Source organism: Acidovorax sp. DW039, assembly GCF_037101375.1.
Lineage (GTDB): Bacteria > Pseudomonadota > Gammaproteobacteria > Burkholderiales > Burkholderiaceae_C > Acidovorax.
This window is the reverse complement of sequence record NZ_AP029019.1, coordinates 1385256-1403836: the sequence shown is the minus strand read 5'-3', so window position 1 is coordinate 1403836 and position 18581 is coordinate 1385256. Positions and strand designations below refer to the sequence as shown.

At 61.6% G+C, this 18581-nt stretch carries 15 protein-coding genes; 7 read left to right on the top strand and 8 right to left on the bottom strand.

What is annotated here, in order from left to right:
• Positions 1-194 precede the first annotated feature (194 nt).
• On the top strand, positions 195-3650 hold the full coding sequence (locus AACH87_RS06350; protein ID WP_338797932.1) for an IPTL-CTERM sorting domain-containing protein: 3456 nt from the start codon (positions 195-197) through the stop codon (positions 3648-3650).
• A 500-nt stretch (positions 3651-4150) separates the two neighbouring features.
• On the opposite strand, the gene yghU is transcribed toward AACH87_RS06350, so the two are convergent.
• The 3 genes from yghU to polA all read right to left on the bottom strand — a co-directional run bounded on the left by yghU (position 4151) and on the right by polA (position 8834).
• Positions 4151-5029 carry a glutathione-dependent disulfide-bond oxidoreductase gene (yghU, locus tag AACH87_RS06345; protein WP_338797931.1) on the bottom strand — a complete coding sequence of 293 codons (879 nt, stop codon included), beginning with the start codon at positions 5027-5029 and terminating at the stop codon, positions 4151-4153.
• Between the two features lie 313 nt (positions 5030-5342).
• Positions 5343-5843 carry a type II toxin-antitoxin system VapC family toxin gene (locus AACH87_RS06340; protein WP_338797930.1) on the bottom strand — a complete coding sequence of 167 codons (501 nt, stop codon included), beginning with the start codon at positions 5841-5843 and terminating at the stop codon, positions 5343-5345.
• A gap of 192 nt (positions 5844-6035) precedes the next feature.
• Entirely contained in the window at positions 6036-8834 is a 2799-nt protein-coding gene (gene polA, locus AACH87_RS06335) for a DNA polymerase I (protein ID WP_338797929.1), read from the bottom strand.
• A gap of 54 nt (positions 8835-8888) precedes the next feature.
• Between polA and AACH87_RS06330 the strand changes: the two genes are divergently transcribed.
• The 5 genes from AACH87_RS06330 to AACH87_RS06310 all read left to right on the top strand — a co-directional run bounded on the left by AACH87_RS06330 (position 8889) and on the right by AACH87_RS06310 (position 14459).
• Positions 8889-9248 (top strand): hypothetical protein, encoded by a 360-nt coding sequence (locus tag AACH87_RS06330; RefSeq protein ID WP_338797928.1) that lies wholly within the window; start codon positions 8889-8891, stop codon positions 9246-9248.
• Positions 9249-9393: 145 nt separating this feature from the next.
• Positions 9394-10344 (top strand): homoserine kinase, encoded by a 951-nt coding sequence (locus AACH87_RS06325; RefSeq protein ID WP_338797927.1) that lies wholly within the window; start codon positions 9394-9396, stop codon positions 10342-10344.
• A gap of 344 nt (positions 10345-10688) precedes the next feature.
• Entirely contained in the window at positions 10689-11522 is an 834-nt protein-coding gene (locus AACH87_RS06320) for a BPSS1780 family membrane protein (RefSeq protein ID WP_338797926.1), read from the top strand.
• A complete protein-coding gene (locus AACH87_RS06315) occupies positions 11467-12276 on the top strand; it encodes an iron dicitrate transport regulator FecR (RefSeq protein WP_338797925.1) in 810 nt (269 codons plus the stop codon). The genes AACH87_RS06320 and AACH87_RS06315 overlap by 56 nt, the downstream gene beginning before the upstream one ends.
• A gap of 236 nt (positions 12277-12512) precedes the next feature.
• Positions 12513-14459, top strand: coding sequence for an alkaline phosphatase PhoX (locus tag AACH87_RS06310; protein WP_338797924.1), 1947 nt, complete (start codon positions 12513-12515; stop codon positions 14457-14459).
• 354 nt (positions 14460-14813) lie between these two features.
• Here AACH87_RS06310 and AACH87_RS06305 read toward each other — a convergent pair whose 3' ends face one another.
• Positions 14814-15569, bottom strand: a complete 756-nt coding sequence (locus tag AACH87_RS06305; protein WP_338797923.1) for a hypothetical protein — start codon at positions 15567-15569, stop codon at positions 14814-14816.
• Positions 15570-15677: 108 nt separating this feature from the next.
• On the opposite strand from AACH87_RS06305, the gene AACH87_RS06300 reads away from it, so the two are divergent.
• A complete protein-coding gene (locus AACH87_RS06300; RefSeq protein ID WP_338797922.1) occupies positions 15678-16427 on the top strand; it encodes a hypothetical protein in 750 nt (249 codons plus the stop codon).
• Positions 16428-16458: 31 nt separating this feature from the next.
• Here AACH87_RS06300 and AACH87_RS06295 read toward each other — a convergent pair whose 3' ends face one another.
• The 4 genes from AACH87_RS06295 to AACH87_RS06280 form a co-directional block, all read right to left on the bottom strand.
• Positions 16459-16821: a Mor transcription activator family protein gene (locus tag AACH87_RS06295; RefSeq protein ID WP_338797921.1), complete on the bottom strand. Its 363-nt coding sequence runs from the start codon at positions 16819-16821 to the stop codon at positions 16459-16461.
• Positions 16822-16838: 17 nt separating this feature from the next.
• Entirely contained in the window at positions 16839-17501 is a 663-nt protein-coding gene (locus AACH87_RS06290; RefSeq protein WP_338797920.1) for a regulatory protein GemA, read from the bottom strand.
• 282 nt (positions 17502-17783) lie between these two features.
• The gene (locus AACH87_RS06285; protein WP_338797919.1) at positions 17784-18311 is read right to left on the bottom strand and encodes a host-nuclease inhibitor Gam family protein; all 528 of its coding nucleotides are present in this window, start codon (positions 18309-18311) and stop codon (positions 17784-17786) included.
• Positions 18312-18321: 10 nt separating this feature from the next.
• Positions 18322-18573, bottom strand: a complete 252-nt coding sequence (locus AACH87_RS06280) for a hypothetical protein (RefSeq protein WP_338797918.1) — start codon at positions 18571-18573, stop codon at positions 18322-18324.
• Between the last annotated feature and the right edge of the window lie 8 nt (positions 18574-18581).

Sequence of the window (18581 nt, the reverse complement as noted above, 5' to 3'; positions counted from 1 at the left end):
CCAATCAGACCGCTGCTGCGGTGACCTGACTTAACTCAGACAGCCTCCTCGACACCCGGGGCGATTCACGTGCGCAAATTTGTCTTTGGATAAATCCAAACGGGTGGTACACCGCCAACCGTTGCGAAGAGCCTGTTTCGGCCTTCGCTTGCAAATCCAAGCATTTGAGCGGACACACCCCAGGGGGATCACACATGGCCGGAAAGACCGGATATTGCCTGCCCGGCAGGCATCGCTATTGGCGCACTACGTCTCACAGCAGCACTCTCAAAGGGCTTTGGTCCTTCACCTGCTTGCTGCTGCTCACCCTGGTGAGACCTCGGGCTCAGGCTCCATCCACACCCCTGCTGCCCAGTGCATCTCTCGGCACCATCACCAGCCCGTCCGCGCCTGCGCAACTGCATCCTGTTCCAGGCCTCGCCTGGTTTAACAGCTTCTGGGTATGCCTGATTGGAGCACTGGTACTCTGCGTCAGTGGCTCGGCCCTGGCGCAACCCACCTGGAGCAGCGCGGGCAACCTGGGCACTGCGCGCGACCGCCACACTACCACGCTGCTGCCCAGCGGCAAGGTGCTGGTCACGGGGGGGCAAAACGGCGCCACCCGCCTCGCCAGCGCGGAGCTGTACGACCCGGCCACCAATACCTGGAGCAGCGCGGGCAACATGGGCACCCCGCGCTACCAGCACACGGCCACGCTGCTGCCCAGCGGCAAAGTGCTGGTCACGGGAGGAACCCATATCAGCGCCGCCCTCGCCAGCGCGGAGCTGTACGACCCGGCCACCAATGCCTGGAGCAGCGCGGGCAACCTGGGCACTGCGCGCAGCTTCCACACGGCCACACTGCTGCCCAGCGGCAAGGTGCTGGTCACGGGAGGGGTGGGCAGCAGCTACCTCGCCAGCGCGGAACTGTACGACCCGGCCACCAATGCCTGGAGCAGCGCGGGCAGCATGGGCACTGGGCGCTTCCTACACACGGCCACGCTGCTGCCCAGCGGCAAGGTGCTGGTCACGGGAGGGGGGAGCAGCGGCAGCTACCTCGCCAGCGCGGAGCTCTACGACCCGGCCACCGATGCCTGGAGCAGCGCGGGCAACCTAGGCACTGCGCGCTATGACCACACGGCCACGCTGCTGCCCAACGGCAAGGTACTGGTCGCGGCAGGGCGCAACAACAGCGGCCCACTCGCCAGCGCGGAGCTGTACGACCCGGCCACCAATGCCTGGAGCAGCACGGGTAACCTGGGCACTGATCGCAACGCTCACAAGGCCACGCTGCTACCCAGCGGTAAGGTGCTGGTCACGGGAGGGGGCAACGGCAGCAGCATCCTCGCCAGCGCGGAGCTGTACGACCCGGCCACAAATTCTTGGAGCAACGCAGGAAACCTGGGCACTGCGCGCTACGTCCACACGGACACGCTGCTGCCCAGCGGCAAGGTGCTAGTCACGGGAGGAGTCGGCAGCAGCGGCACCCTCGCCAGCGCGGAGCTGTACGACCCGGCCACCCATGCCTGGAGTAGCGCGGGCAACCTGGGCACTGCGCGTTACGCCCACACGGCCACGCCGCTGCCCAGCGGCAAGGTACTGGTCTCGGGAGGGTACGGCAACAGCTTCGACACCCTCACCAGCGCGGAGCTGTACGACCCGGCCACCAATGCTTGGAGCAGCGCGGGCAACCTGAGCACTGCGCGCCGCTCGCATACTGCCACACTGCTGCCCAGCGGCAAGGTGCTTGTCACAGGAGGGGACAACAACGGCAGCACCTACTTCGCCAGCGCGCAGCTGTACGACCCGGTCACCAATGCCTGGAGCAGTGCGGGCAACCTGGGCATTGCGCGCAGCTCGCATACGGCCACGCTGCTGCCCAGCGGCAAGGTGCTGGTCACGGGAGGTTTGGGCAGCAGCGGCACCCTCGCAAGCGCGGAGCTGTACGACCCGGCCACCAATGCCTGGAGCAGTGCGGGCAACCTGGGCACTGCGCGCCATTACCACACGGCCACGCTGTTGCCCGGCGGCAAGGTGCTGGTCACGGGAGGTGTCGGCAACACCAGCGCGGAGCTGTACGACCCGACCACCAATGCCTGGAGCAGCGCGGGCAACATGGGCACCCCGCGCTACCTGCACACTGCTACCCTGCTGCCCAGTGGTAAGGTGCTGATCACGGCAGGGTACGGCAACAGCGGCCCCCTCGCCAGCACGGAGCTGTACGACCCCGCCACCAATGCCTGGAGCAGCGCGGGAAACCTGGGCACTGCGCGCTACTGGCACACGGCCACACTGCTGCCCAGTGGCAAGGTGCTGGTCTCGGGAGGGTACGGCAACAGCTTCGATACCCTCGCCAGCACGGAGCTGTACGACCCGGCCACCAATGCTTGGAGCAGCGCGGGCAACCTGGGTACTGCGCGCCGCTTGCACACGGCCACACTGCTGCCCAACGGCAAGGTGCTGGTCACGGGAGGAGGAGGCGGCGGCGGCTCCCTCGCCAGCGCTGCGCTGTTCACATCGGACCTGGGTGCCCCCTCCACCCGTCAACCGATTCTGAACAGTGCCAGCCCAGGTGTTCTGCTGCCGGGGGCTGCGTTGACCCTGAACGGCATGCGGCTGCGCGGTGACAGCGAGGCCAGTGGCGGCTCTTTCAACAGCTCGGCGACCAATCTGCCGCTGGTCTACCTGCAGCGTCTGGACAACGAGGCAGGCGCATGGCTTGCCCCCGCCACGTCCAGCAGCACCAGCTACACCTCACTGCCTTTGCCCTCATCGCTCGACGGCGGTTGGTATGCCTTGCGCGCGGTGGTCAACGGCATTGCGTCCGACGCGCTGCTGGTGCGTGCTGCCAGCTTGCCCAGCGCGCCCACGGCCTTGGCGGCCTCGACGGGCGATGGCGTCGTCGCACTGACCTGGGCCGCTGCCGCCGATGACGGCGGTAGCGCTGTCACCTATACCGTGTTCAAGCGACTGGTGTCCGGGGGGGGCAGTACATGGGCGTGCAGCACCAACGGTGCGTTGGGTTGCACGGCCTTGGGTCTGACCAACGGTCAGGCGTATTCCTTCACCGTGCAGGCCACCAACGCCGTGGGCAACGGCCCCCTGTCTGCTGAGGTGCAGGCCACACCGCAGCAGATCATCAACCCGAGCGTGCCTTTGACGGGTGTGCCGGGCGGTGGCAACGCATCGGTGCAGATTGCAGGCGCGCCTGCGGGGTGTACGGTGGGCTCGATGAGTATCGACACGTCGGTGCCCCCAGGAGCGCCGAGCAACGCGACCTTCCCTCTGGGTGTGTTGCGCTTTACCGCCACGGGGTGCGACAACGCCACGCTCACGGTGAACGTCACGTATCCGTCCGCCATTCCGGCTGCGGCGCAGCTGAAAAAATACGGCCCGCAGACGTTTGGAGCACCCAGCACGTGGTTCTCTCCCAGCGTGTCCAGCATCAGCGGGGACCGCCTGACGGCCAGCTACCAGGTCACGGATAACGGCGAGGGCGATGCGGACCCCACCTTGGGCAGCATCAGCGACCCGTTCGCACCGATGGTGCTGGCAGCAGCGCCTGGGCCCAGCGGTGTGGCCTCCATCCCGACGTTGAACCAGTGGGGGTTGATCCTGATGTCGCTCATGGCGGCGGGCATGGGCATGTTGGCAGTGCGCAGGCGCACCTGAGGGGGTGATTGCAAACGAGGCCGCCAGGAAAACTCTGCACGGATCAATTCACCCTGGGCTTGGACCCACTGCCCAGGAAGACCCCCCAAGGAAGTCTTCCTCAAAGCAGATAGGTCGTGCCCTGGGCAGTACTGATAGCCCTCATTGCCACAAGCCCTGGGTGGGCGGCTTGATGCCCACCATAAGCGGCCCGATACAGCGTTTGAAACCCCGCAATTGATACGGTACGAACCTACTTGAACCGTTCACTGAGCGCAGTCGAAGCGCTGCGCAAGGTTTCGACCCGCTCAACCCGAATGGATGTTGCTGGTGGGCCCAGGCCCTCTGCCAGACAACTTTGCGCAGACCGTGCTGCAGCTTTACAAGGCACGGCTGGAAGGGTCGGCATAAACAACAAAGCGCCCTGAGACCCAGGGCGCTTTGTGCGTTGATTACTATGAAAACGATAGCTTCTTGCGCTTATCTATCAAGCGCTAGCGGCCTTTTTTATCTCAAACGCATCAAGCCTTGGGGGCAGCAGCCAGCTTGTCCTGCGTCTTGGTGTCAAAGTCGCTGGCATCGTGCCGCTCATGCAACTGGCTGGCCAGGTCACCGCGCACCCGGTTCACCATGCGGCCACGCTGCACGGCGCGGCGCTGGCCCACCTGCTCGGCCCAGCGCAGCACGTGGGTGTACTCATGCACCTGCAAAAACTCGCCCGCGTCGTAGGCCTCGCCCTTCACCATCAGCCCATACCAGGGCCAGATCGCCATGTCGGCCACGGTGTACTCATTGCCCGCAACGTATTCCGTCACGGCTAGGCGCTGGTTCAGCACATCCAGCTGGCGCTTGGTTTCCATCGCATAGCGGTCAATCGCGTACTCGATCTTGACCGGCGCGTAGGCATAAAAATGCCCAAACCCGCCGCCCACAAACGGCGCACTGCCCATCTGCCAGAACAGCCACGACAGGCACTCGGCCCGCGCCGCGCCGTCCTTGGGTAAAAAGGCACCAAACTTCTCGGCCAGATACATCAGGATGGCGCCGGACTCAAACACCCGCACCGGGTTGGCCGGGTCAGTGCGGTCTTGCAGCGCGGGAATTTTGGAGTTGGGGTTGATGCCCACAAACCCGCTGCCAAACTGATCGCCATCGCCAATGCGGATCAGCCACGCGTCGTACTCCGCCCCGCTGTGGCCCAGCGCCAGCAGCTCTTCCAACATGATCGTGACCTTCACGCCATTGGGCGTGCCCAGCGAGTACAGCTGCAGCGGGTGTCGGCCTACGGGCAGCTCTTTATCGTGCGTAGCCCCGGCAACGGGCCGATTGATGCTGGCGAACTGGCCGCCGTTTTCTTTGTTCCATTGCCAGATGGCGGGGGGGGTGTAGGGGGTGGACATGAGCGACTCCGGGCAATTTAAGTAAGCTGTGGCAGGATCTCTAGCGAATGTCGAACGAGTTTAGCGATGCGGCATATTCACTGCGGAACAGGGCCAATATTGTTGGAAGGAACCTTCTTTATGAAGTTAGCAATGGGACTCCATCCGACACACTCAACTCACCCAACACACCACACAATTCAGGCATCTACCGCTCAACCACTGATCAAAAGGTACGCAAACAGCAGCCGATGCGCCATGCAGCATTCCTAGCGCACAACTTTGGACCGGACCAAAAAAGTGCTACAGCCAATCTTCACCAGATCAACGCACTTTAAATCTCGCTAGGTGGCGCCTCATCAAGCACCGACCAGACTTTCAACCCTTCAGCTCTCGCAGCCCTCGCCAATTCACGATCAGCGGTAGTCAAAACGGTTTGTGATTCCCTAGCCAAGTGTGAATAGTTCCCATACATCAAACTAGCCAACTGAAGCGCGTCGGAATAGTCGAGCCCAGAGCGGGTCGCCAAGTCTTTAACTAAAGGGTAGTAGTCTGGATCATGAAGTGCAATCTCAGGCAGTGTTCGACGCATACCCATGAACCAAATTGTCAATTGGTGAGCCGCTGTCAGGTACTCCTCGCGACTTAGACGCTTGACCCGACGCCATTTTGTTTTTAGCACGCTCAGTGCCTCATGAAAACAGAATTCCGTCGTGTAAACCGTTGGTCGTCGGTTGAAATACTCGCGAACTGCTTCCGAGCCATCATCATCAACGTAAAGTAGTACAAGCGCAGAAGCATCGAAGAACTCGGCACGAGCAAATACGTTGTTCATGGGATTAATGTCAGAGAGCGAACGAAAGCTTAGAGTCGCAAAAGCTACCAAAGGTCATCGCACGTATGGTCGGGTAGAGAAGCCTGAACTCAGGAAAGCTACGAATTCAAGCGTCGCCTTTAAATCTATAGCATTAGGATCAAACAAGAAGCGCGCCACTCTGCCGATCAGGTAGCGCTCGCGCTCACAGAATTAGTGCGCCTTATCCCAATTAGCCCCCACCCCCACCTCCGCCAATAACGGCACCTTCAGCGCCGCCACCTCCGCCATCAGGCGCGGGATGTGGGTCTTGAGCCAGTCCACCTCGCTCTCGGGCAGCTCGAACACCAGTTCGTCGTGTACCTGCATGATCATCTTGATCTCCGGCTTGTGGGCGTCCAGCTCCTTTTGCACGGCCACCATGGCCAGCTTGATGAGGTCAGCGGCCGTGCCCTGCATCGGTGCGTTGATGGCGGCACGTTCGGCCCCTGCGCGGCGGGGGCCGTTGGGGGAGTTGATTTCGGGCAGGTACAGGCGGCGGCCAAACACGGTTTCGACATAGCCCATGGATTTGGCGGCGGCCTTGGTGTCGTCCATGTACTGCTTCACGCCGGGATAGCGCTGGAAGTACTTGTCGATGTAGGCGGCTGCGGCCTTGGTCTCGATGCCCAGGTTTTTGGCTAGGCCAAAGCTGCTCATGCCATAGATGAGGCCAAAGTTGATGACCTTGGCGTAGCGGCGTTGCTCGCTGGTGACCTGATCGACCTCCACGCCAAACACTTCGGCGGCGGTGGCACGGTGCACGTCCAGCCCGGCGTGGAAGGCGTGCAGCAGCGAGTGGTCGCCGCTCAGGTGGGCCATGATGCGCAGCTCGATCTGGGAGTAGTCGGCACTCGCAATCACCCGGCCTACGGGGGCCACAAAGGCTTCGCGTACGCGGCGGCCTTCGGGGGTGCGGATGGGGATGTTCTGCAGGTTGGGGTCGTTGCTGGACAAGCGGCCTGTGACGGCCACGGCCTGCGCGTAGTGCGTGTGCACGCGGCCGGTGCGTGGCAGGGCCAGTTGGGCGAGCTTGTCGGTGTAGGTGCCTTTGAGCTTGACGAGGCTGCGGTGCTCCAGCAGCTTGGCGGGCAGGGGGTAGTCCTCGGCCAGCTTTTCCAGCACTTCTTCGTCGGTGCTGCGGGCACCGGTGGCGGTCTTCTTCACCACGGGCATGCCCAGCTTGTCGAAGAAGATTTCGCCCAGCTGCTTGGGGCTGCTCAGGTTGAAGGGCTGGCCTGCAATCTCATACGCCTCGGTTTCAAGCTGCAGGATGCGCTGGCCCAGCTCGTGGCTTTGGGCGGCCAGCGTGGGTGCGTCAATCAGCACGCCGTTGCGTTCGATGCGGTACAGGGCCTCGCTGCTGGCGATCTCCAGCTCGTAGATAAAGCGCAGTTTGTCGTCCGCCTGCAGCAGGGGCCACAGGGCGTTGTGTACGTCCAGGGTCTGGTCGGAGTCTTCGCACGAGTAGGCGGCGGCCTTGTCTACCGGCACTTGCGCAAACGGGATCTGGTGCGCGCCTTTGCCGCACAGGTCTTCGTAGCTGATGCCTTTGCGGCCGGTGTGGCGCTCAGCCAGGCTGGTCAGGTTGTGGGGCTTATGCACTTCGAGCACGTAGCTTTGCAGCATGGTGTCGTGTGTGTAGCCCTGCACCTCGATGCCGTGGTTGGCGAACACATGGCGGTCGTATTTGATGTGCTGACCCAGCTTGGGGTGCTTGGGGTCTTGCAGCCAGGGCTTGAGGCGGGCGAGCACTTCATCCAGCGGCAGTTGCGCGGGGGCATCGGGGCCTTCGTGGCGCAGGGGGATGTAGGCGGCTTCGCCGGGCTGCACGCTGAAAGAGATGCCGACGATTTGGGCGCGCATTTCGTCGAGGGAGTCGGTCTCGGTGTCGATGGCCGTGAGCGGGGCTTTGTGCAGGCGCTCCAGCCACTGGTCAAAGTCGGCCCAGTTGAGGATGGTGTCGTACACCACCGTGCGGTGCTGGGCTTCTTCGGCCACGGTGCTAGCGGAGTGGTCGGCAAACAAATCGCCGCTTTGGCCGGGCATGGCGACGGTGGGGGTGGTAGCCGCTGGAGCCGATGCACCTTTTATGGCGGCGGCCAGGCCCTTGAAGCCGTACTTTTCGTAAAACGGCAGCAGGCCCTCGTTGTCGGGCGCATCGAGCGTGATGTCATCAAACGCGGGCAGGCCGGGGATGTAGTCGGCCAGTGCGCAGTCGGTCTTCATGGTGACGAGCTGGCGGCTCAGGGCCAGTTGGCCGCTGGCAATGGCCTCGCGCAGGTTGTTGCCCGCCACGCCCTTGATGGCGTCGGCGTTGGCAATCAGGTTGTCGAGCGAGCCGTATTCTTCCAGCCACTTGGCGGCGGTTTTGGGCCCTACCTTGGTCACGCCGGGCACGTTGTCCACGGTGTCGCCCACCAGGGCCTGGTAGTCCACCATCAGCGCAGGGGGCACGCCAAACTCGGCCGTCACGCCCGCCACATCGCGGCGCTTGCCGCTCATGGTGTCGATGATGGTGATGTGCTCGTTGACCAGTTGGCTCAGGTCTTTGTCGCCGCTGGACACGATAACTTCAATGCCCTGCGCTGCGGCCGTGTGGGCCAGGGTGGCGATAACGTCGTCGGCCTCCACGCCGGGCACGGCCACCACCTTCCAGCCCAGCAGGTCCACCACCTGGTGGATGGGCTCGATCTGGCTGCGCAGGTCGTCGGGCATGGGCGAGCGCGTGGCCTTGTATTCGGTGTACAGCGCGTCGCGGAAGGTGGGGCCGCTGGCGTCGAACACGCACACGGCGTAGTCGGCGGTCACCTCTTTGCGCAGGGCCTGCATCATGTTGATCATGCCGCGGATGGCACCGGTGGCTGGGCTCGTAGGGTCGCCCGGCACGGCCCGCAGGTCGGGCATGGCATGGAAGGCGCGGTAGAGGTAGCTGGAGCCGTCCACCAGCACCAGGGTCTTTTTGTCAGTCATGCACGGATTGTGCACGGGCACGGTGCCTGCGGCCCGCGCTCTACAATCGGCCCCATGCGCGCACTCCACCTCTTTCTTCTGCTGGGCCTGGCGTCCAGCCCCCTGCTGGCCCAAAATACCAACCAAAATGCCCTGCAGGGCACAACTGATAAGCGCGAGCAGCTATCAAATCCAGAGCAACTGGAAGGCCGCGCCAACCAGCGCACCGAGCGTATTCGCGTGGAAGACGGCGGCAGCCGTGTGGACGAGCTGCGCGTGGGCGGCCAGACGCAAAGCATCAACGTGCAGCCCAAGAACAGCGACATGCCCGCTTACGAGGTCAAGTCGCCCGACGGTGCCCGCAGCCGCGCTGGCAGCAACAGCGGTGCCGAGACCAACACCGCACCCCGGGTGTGGAACGTGATGAAGTTCTGAGCCGCGGCCCAAACGCCCCTCTCAAATACCCAAGCCGCCAGCATCGGGCACCGGCCCGGTGGCTGGCTTTTTTACCGCATGGCCCCGCCCACTTTTGCACCAGCAGGGGTGGGGTTGATCGACTGATTTCCCGCCGAACCGAACCATGGCTGTTTTTACCGAAGTCTCCAAAAAAGATGCCCGCGAAATCCTGCGCCGCCTGCAGATTGGCGAACTGGTGGAACTGCGCGGCATTGAGGGCGGCATTGAAAACACCAACTACTTCCTGACCAGCTCGCAGGGCGAGTTTGTGCTCACGCTGTTCGAGCGCCTGACGGCCGAGCAGCTGCCGTTTTACCTGCACCTGATGAAGCACCTGGCGCACGGCGGCATTCCGGTGCCCGAGCCGCGTGCGGACAAATACGGCGAAATCCTGCACACCGTGGCGGGCAAGCCTGCGGCGGTGGTGAGCAAGCTGCGCGGCAAGAGCCAGCTGGCCCCCGAGCCCGTGCACTGCGCCGCCGTGGGTGCCATGCTGGCGCGCATGCACCTGGTGGGGCGCGACTTTGACCGCCACCAGCCTAACCTGCGCGGCCTGCCCTGGTGGAACGAGACCGTGCCCGTGGTGCTGCCGCACCTGAATGAAGCCCAGGCCGCGCTGCTGCGCTCTGAGCTGGCCTACCAGAACCATGTGGCCGCGTCGTCCACCTACGCTGCCCTGCCCCGTGGCCCGGTGCATGCCGATTTGTTCCGCGACAACGTGATGTTTGCCGAAGACACGCTCACGGGCTTCTTCGACTTTTACTTTGCAGGTGTGGACACCTGGCTGTTTGACTTGGCCGTGTGCCTGAACGACTGGTGCATTGACCTGCCCACCGGGCTGCACCACGCCGAGCGCGCCACCGCCATGCTGAACGCCTACCAGGCCGTGCGCCCGCTGACAGGGCCAGAACGCGAGCTGTTGCCTGCCATGCTGCGCGCTGGCGCGCTGCGCTTCTGGATCTCGCGCCTGTGGGACTTTTACCTGCCGCGCGAGGCGTCGATGCTCAAGCCGCACGACCCCACACACTTTGAGCGCGTGCTGCAGGGGCGCATTGCCAGCCCGGTGGTGCTGTAAAGCGGCTCGCATCAACCCTTGCCAATGCGCCCTGGCCATCTGGCCATCTGGCCGGGGCAGCTGGGGCAGTCATGCGGTCCGCTCATGCTGCGCCCCACCCGGGTCGGCAATTTCTGCAAAAGACATACGAAATGCAGCGCAAGAGCCCCTTCGCCACACGCGTTTGAAGGCAGCTGGGGTAAATTCCCCCCACGGTCCAACGATCCGCACTTCCGTCAGCACACGGTCAAAACACCGCCAACACAGCCACCCAGGGGCCGGGCTCATGCCAGGCCATGTGGGGAGTGAGACACCGCTGACTGGTGATGACTGATGGAACTGCACAGCCCCCTCCAACCCCATTCATGAAACTACACATCGTTCCCGCCCAAACCGGCTTCACCTGGGTCAAGCTGGGTGTGCAGGCCTTTCGCAGGCAGCCCATGGCGCTGGCGGCCCTATTTTTCCTGTCGTTTGTGTCCATGTCACTACTGGCCAGCGTTCCGGTGCTGGGCAGCATTGCATCGCTGGTGCTGCTGCCATCTGTCACGCTGGCCATGATGGTGGCCACGGGCGAATCGATTCAGGGCCAGACGCCCACGCCCGCGCTGCTGCTCGTCACCTTCCGCAAGGGCCGGCAGCACCTGCGCCACATGCTACTGCTGGGCGTGCTGTACGCCGTGGGGTTCCTCGGCATCATGGGGATTTCCGCCCTGGTGGATGGCGGGCGCTTTGCGCAGGTGTACATGGATGGCGCGCCCGTCACGCAGCAACTCGCATCAGACCCGAGCTTCCAAAAAGCCATGTGGACAGCCACGTTGCTGTCCCTGCCCTGGTCGCTGCTGTTCTGGCATGCACCGGGGTTGGTGCACTGGCACGGTATTCCGCCTGTGAAGGCGCTGTTTTTCAGCCTGATGGCCTGTGTGCGCAATGTCTCTGCCTGCCTGGTGTTCCTGTTCACCTGGCTGGGCATTGGCGTGGTGGGGGCCATGCTGATCAGCGTGATTTCGCTGGCGCTGGGCCTGGGAGGCGAGGCCGTGGGCAGCCTGCTGGTGGCCGCCGCCATGATGATGGCCACCACCATTCTGGCCTGCGCGGTGTTCATCTTCCGCGACTGTTTTGAGCCGCCCGAAAGGCTGACCCATGAGCCGCCCCACACCCCCCAGCCACCCACACCCCCAGCTGCTGGGCAGGACTGAAGACGAGCTGCGCTGGCACCAGCGCCGCAGCCTGCTGCAGGCGGCGGCCCTGTGGGCCGCAGCGGGCGGCTGGCCCACGGCGCAGGCTCAGTCGCGCAGCAACATTGTGGAACTGCGGGGCGATGTGCTGCGTAACGGCAAGGCACTCACGCCCCAAGACCCCATTGCCACGGGCGACCGTATAGAAACGGGCCCTGGCGCGACGGCGGTGTTTGCTGTGGGCAGCAGCGCCTTCATGCTGCGGCAAAACACGCAGGTGGTGCTGGAAGGCGAGGAGCCCACCACCGTGCGGCTGCTGCGCCTGCTGACTGGCGCTGTGGCCAGTGTGTGGGGCAAAGGCCCAGACCGGCAGGTGGTGATGCCGACTCTGACCGCAGGCATCCGGGGTACCGGGGTGTATGCAGAGGTCTTTCCACAGCAGGATCTGCGGAGCTATTTTTGCAACTGCTATGGCACGGTCGATCTGTCTGCAGGCAGCGAGCGCGTAGTGAGCCAGTCGGTGTATCACCAGTCCTTCTGGGCCGAGCCCGCGCCGCGCAATGGCCGCCTGCTGACGCCCGCGGGGGCCATCAACCACACGGATGAGGAACTGGAGTTTCTGGCCAGCCTCATCAGCCAGCGCACGGCCTGGCAGATTGCCGGGCGCAAAGGCACCAAGGACGGGAGTGGGCAGATGGACTATTCCGCGCCTGCCACAGCAGCCCCCGGGGCCCGACGCGCCGCACAGCCGCCTTATGGCGAATATGGGCCGTAGGGCTGCCAAGACTGCCTCGTCCATGAAATCTGCGCTACATCGCTACACGGTCTGATGTAGCCATGCCGTCAGGGAGCGGGACCTGCCACCGAACCGTCATAAATCAGTCAACGGACTGTCACAACATGTTTCTAGCATCGCCCGCTGGACTCCACGTCCGCAGGCGAGGCACTTGGCGGTGCATGCCAGCAGGACGTGGCCTGCAACTACGCACACCCCACTGGAACTACATAGAGATGTCCCAATCCACGCTGACCACCCGCCGCAAAGCCCTGCAATTTCTGGCTGGAGTTCCCATGCTGCCCCTGGGCGCTACGGGCGCCGCCTCGCTGCTGACTGCCTGCGGCGGCAGCGACAGCCCCAGCGCAAGCTTTGTGTCTGCTTCCTTCACATCCATGTCCGCTCCTTCGCTGGCCAACGCAGCAGCCATGGCCACGACCACCGTGGGCTCCACCATGAATGTGACGCTGAGCGACAACACCGTGCGCACGTTCCAGCTGGCGTACCAGCCGTTCTTTGTGACGGGCGACATGGTGTCTGACGGCAAGGGCGGCAAAGTTCTGGCTGGCGGTTACTACGACATCAACAACAAGCCCATCATCGACGCCAGCGTGCCCGGCTCCGAGCGCCAGTTCTTCTCGGATTCGCCTGACGGTACATCGCTGCTGACTGTGCCCGATGCCAAGGTAGACGGCGTCAAGGGCAAGCCCGTGTTTGCCGTGGTGCAGTTCGAATACACCACCTGGGCGCAAGACGGCAAGACCGACATGTACGGCAAGCTGCCCTCGCCCATCGCCGTGCTGACGCTGGACCAGGACCAGGACACCGGCAAGCTCAGCCTGGTGAAGTACCACAACGTGGACACTTCCAAGGTGCGCGGCCTGTGGATTACCTGCGGTGCCAGCCTGTCGCCCTGGGGCACTCACCTGTCCAGCGAAGAGTACGAGCCCGATGCATTCAGCATTGCCTCCAACACCATGTTCAAGGCCTACAGCAAGAACCTGTACGGTGATGAAACCAAGGCCAACCCCTACCACTACGGCCACATGCCCGAAGTGACGGTGAACCCTGACGGCACCGCCAGCATCAAGAAGCATTTCTGCATGGGCCGCATCTCGCACGAGCTGGTGCAGGTGATGCCTGACCAGCGCACCGCCCTGATGGGAGACGACGCCACCAACAGCGCATATTTCGTGTTCGTGGCAGACAAGGAAAAGGACCTGTCCTCCGGCACGCTGTATGCCGCCAAGGTCGGCACCGGCTTCTCCATCGACCCTGCAGCCAACAGCGCGGCCGCGCTCACCTGGATCAAGCTGGGCTCTGCCACCAGTGCCGAAATCGAGCAGCTGGCCAACACGCTCAAGCCTACCGACATCATGTCGGTGTCGAGCACAGATCCACAGGACGCAACCTTCACCAAGATCGTGGCCAACGGCAAGACCGAGTGGATCAAGATCAAGCCCGGCATGGAGAAGGCTGCCGCCTTCCTGGAAACCCACCGCTACGCCGCTTTCAAGGGTGCGAGCCTGGGCTTCACCAAGATGGAAGGCACCACGGTCAACGCCAAGGACAAGATTGCCTACTCTGCCCTGCAGAACGTGCAAAGTTCCATGGTGGCAGGCAACGCCGCCAACGTGCCCGGCAACGGCATCTCGGTGCCCAAGCAACTGGTAGCAGGCGCTGTGATGGCTCTGAACCTGCGCGGCGGCCAGAAGGACACCGAAGGCAATGCGATCAACAGCGAATGGATGCCTGTGGACACCAAGGCCCTGCTGGCTGGTGAAGACACCGCCGCTGACGCGCTGGGCAACACGGCCAACCCCAACAAGATCGCCAACCCCGACAACCTGAAGTTCTCTGAAAAGCTGCGCACACTGTTCATCGGCGAAGACAGCAGCCAGCACGTGAACAACTTCCTGTGGGCCTACAACGTGGACACCAAGCAGCTCTCGCGCCTGATGTCCATTCCTGCAGGCGGTGAATCCACCGGTCTGCACGCCGTGGACGAAATCAACGGCTGGACTTACATCATGAGCAACTTCCAGCACGCCGGCGACTGGGGCAGCATCCACAGCGTGGTCAAGGACACGCTGGACCCCATGATTCGCGCCAACTACAAAAACAAGTCGGGTGCAGCGGTGGGCTACCTCACCGGCACACCCACGCAGATGAAGCTGGGCTAAACACACCCGCCTCGAAACTGCCGCCGCCCGCACGCGGGCGGTGCATACCCAAAGCCAGCAGGGCATCGTGCCCAGCTGGCTTTTTTGCTTGTGGCCCCGCATCGCAAAGCTGGGCCATCCACGGCGCGCACCCAACCGCTATTTGAATGGAGTTGAGAAAACAAAACCAAAGTGGGCGCGAAAAATCGAAATTTTGCGGGCCTACACGGAATTTATGGGAACACAGCGTTGCAACTGGATTGCAACCCTTGGAATTGCTCAAAGGAGAGCTATGAGCAGTGCCATTAGTCAATCGTGACGGCTAGCCTCAAAACGAGACCATCGAGCAGTCAAGTGTGTATGGGTGGCTTATTGTCACAGGGGACATTTCGAGAAATCGCGGGCAAAGACGTATTTCTTCCGAGATGCGATCGCATAGCGGTTGATCTCTGCCACTTCATCAAGAGAGAGGATATCGTTGTCGCTCTGAGAGACAAGACATATCGTCGGAGTCAGAGGAACTATCCTGACGTTTGAAAAGTTGTCAGGGACAATGAATTCACCTTCGCCTGCTTTGAGAATACCCCAACGGGCATCAGTCAATTGATCCCTAACAATGGCGAGATTCGTCTGGATGTTTGCTCCAGCCAAGTTTCGCCCTGGAATCGTCAGATCGGGGCGTATGAAGGCGATGTGATGCTTTTCCAGTAGCTCCTGTTGGTCCTTGGTGAGATTTCGCTCGGGAGTGATGTTCCCTTTAATTGGTTGATCTGCAATGGGTTGGGACTTTCGGTGCGCACGAATATTCCAGAGCGCGAAGAAATCATTGACTATAGGCTTCTCAAAGAAGCCCACATGTTTAACCCGCCCATCAATGATGGCCTCCGCCAAAGATTGAAATGCATCTTCGATCTCTCTCATGTACCCTTGCTCTGCTCGCTCATCCCACGCACGCATAGCACAAAAGAGTTCATCTTCTGGCTTTAGGCGAAATTGCTTTTTGCTCGAGGTGTAAGAGACGCATACGCGCCCATCTCTGCCGACAAATCGAGCGATAGAGGCTCGTGGGAATGTGTGCTGCTTCACGACGAGGCGATGGGGGTTTCCCTTTTGAGTTTCTTCAAATGTCATGGTCAAACAAAAGCCCTGCACATACAAGAAAGGTACCTCAACACATAGAGGGTGACAGCATCTTTACATGCTCACAGCTTATAGAAACTCAGACTAAAAGAGGACGCAATGAACATCAGTGCAGGAACTGATACAGCCAAAAGTCCGAGATGGAGCGTTGAATTGACGAAGGAACTGGTTACCGAGGTGTTCGGTAAGGAACAGTGGGCGAAGGCATTCCCGAGCGTCAGGGCCGTGACTGATAGGCCAGCCTTCTGTGGATATCACTACCATGAAGCCTTAGACATGATGAACAAGTACGTCAACTCAAATATGAAGGACGTTGGCTTATTCAGTATTTTCGGGAACAGTGACGAATTCAATGAGCTGATGCTGCAAATCAGTGCGAATGTAGTTGCATTCGTACAGAGTCTTCATGCGTTAACGGATTGCTGCTCCCACATGCTTTATCACACCCTAGCGCTTGAAAAGCATCCCAGCCCGCTAAAAGAGCGTGATATCAATGCCGCGCAGGTACTCAAGCGTTTGAAGCCGAATAGCAATACAGAGGATCTTGAGCATGGCAAGCTCTATACGTTGTTCAAGCAGATGACTACTGGCGAGGACTATCGATACCTGTGTGCGCTAAGCAACACGTTAAAGCACCGTAGCATGATTCTCCCGCAACTGAATCAGGACACTACCGGCACGCGGCAAGAGAAGTGGATTCTCTTCCTTGAACCATTCAAATACATGGGAAGTTCATTTGACAGAACAAATGTTCGCGAGTTCATGCGAAAGGAGCACGACCGAATTCAACCTTTGACGGTAGACATCGGTGTACAAATGAACGAAACTTTAAAGAGGCTCCGGCGTTGATGCGACGCCTGATCTAACGGCAATCTTGCTATCAGCTAACGTTCAGCAGGTCCATCTGCCCCGCATCATCCGCTGCCCTGTTCTGAGCCTTGATCTTGTCCCGGATGCGCTGAATCAGCTTGCCCATCCCGCGTGGGGTCATGCCATAGGCTCGTGCCAGTTCGTCCTTGTTGCGGCCGTTGAACTGGTCGTAAATCTCAAGTTCCTTCAGCGTGAGCTTGTACTGCACGTCCTTGGGGAATGACACCACCTGCCCGGCCCAGTAGGTGCTCAGGTAGTCCACCACGGACGAGGCCGTCACTGACGCGGCATCGGGTGCCGTATCCATTTCCATCAACTGGCGCGCGATCACGTCCTGCAGCTCCTGCAGCAGCTCGTGACGCTTGAGCGTCATCCGCGAGAGTTCCTGACTCACTCGTCGCTCTCCGCAGTGCGCAGCGGCTGCACAGCCGCCGACACTGAACGGCCCAGGATGGTCGTCAGGTCAGCCCAAGCGTTCCAATGCTTGTCAAAGCCAAGCTGCTGGTTCAAACAAGAATAAGCGCGGCTCAGTTGGGACAGGCTGCGCTCCTCCAGCGGCTGCTCCTGATGCAGTGCGAGCACCTCGTCGCACATGGTTTTCAGGTGGGCGGGCAGTGATCGCATGGCCCACTTCTTCAGCGTCTCGATCAGCGCATCCAAGGCGGCAGGCCGCCCCCAGCGCAGGTCGTCTACCTTGGCGATGCGCTTCACATAGGCCGCCAGTGCGCGCTCCGATGGGTCACGCACCTCGCCCAAGACATGCAGAAAAAGCCACAAAGCCCGCACCTTGCTGACTTGCGGCCCCACGGTTTGTGAACGGTCAGCAGCCTTTGGACGGACCTTGAAGCCCTTGCCCTTGAAGTGTTCCAAAACCCGCTCCATCGCTGGAACATCCATCGTGGTGAGCGATTCGGACTTTCCAACGGCGCGCAGGACGTCCCGGTATGCCAGCTCATCAAGGCCCGCCGTTCGTCCAAGCTCGCGCTTGGCCACATGGATCAGCTTGATCAATGTGGTTCTGCGGGCGTTGCCTGGTGTCTTGGTGGTTGTCATGTTGTGATGGGTATCAGGTGGCTTTCCAGAACCCCCGGCGGGGGCTCCAGAAAACCGGCTGTCAGTCTTGCGCCGCGCTTGGCGGTTTGGGCTCATGCCTGTCGCAGATGGCCGTGGCCGTCACCCGGAAGTCATACCGGCCACACTCCCAGCGCGGTCCTTCAGTGGGGGCCGCATGACCGGAAAACACCTCCGCGCCGTGCTTGCAGTTGCGGCAGCTCGGGCGTTGATTGGCAGTCTTGTAGCCAATAGCAGCTTGGCGCGATTGAATGCTCCCCATGGTCAGGCCTCCTCAACCTCGCGGGCGGCGGCTTTCAGCAGCGCATCCACCATCTTGTCAACCTCGCTGTCCACGGGCTTGACGACGCATTTGTCGCCCGAGTCCGTTACCTTGACACCGATCTTTTTCAGATCGTTAGCGCACAGGTTGGACAGTGCATCCTTGACGGGCTCTTCCTTGGTGCGGATCAGCACATCCACTTGGTCAGGGAAGTGCTTCTTAATGCGCGCAACAACCGCGTCGGCGTCGTCAAAGCTGAGAGAACCTTTGGCCTTCGCGTAACCGACTTTGATGCCTGCCAGTACTTGCGTCTTGGGCTTCACGAAGCATTCAGGGTGCTCCTCAACCAGGGCGCGCAGCTTGGCCTCTGACTCTGCCGCTTTGGCCAGGGCGCGCTTGATGGAAGGCAGATGCTCGCGATTCAGAGCGGCTTGAGCATCTCGCAGGGCCGTCACACGCTCGCTCAACAATGAGCGGGCCTGCGAATGCACCTCTGCGGCTTTGGTAATGGTGTCCAGTGCGGTAGACATGGGTGACCTTTCAATGTTTGGTGGTGGCCGCAGGGCCGAGCTGGCCCAGGGCGATGGCTTCAACGGCCTTGAGCAGCACAGAGGGAACCTCATGCAGACGGCCTGTGTTTGCTGCGGCAGACAGGTAAGCGCTCAACATCGCATTCAGCGATATGTCGACCAGCTCCTGCTGCCCACTGACGAACTCTTGGATGCCACGTGAAAGCACTTCCGTTCGGTTCAACAGCTCCTCGGTTGTCATGGAGACGAGACCTTTGTCCATGCGGCCTC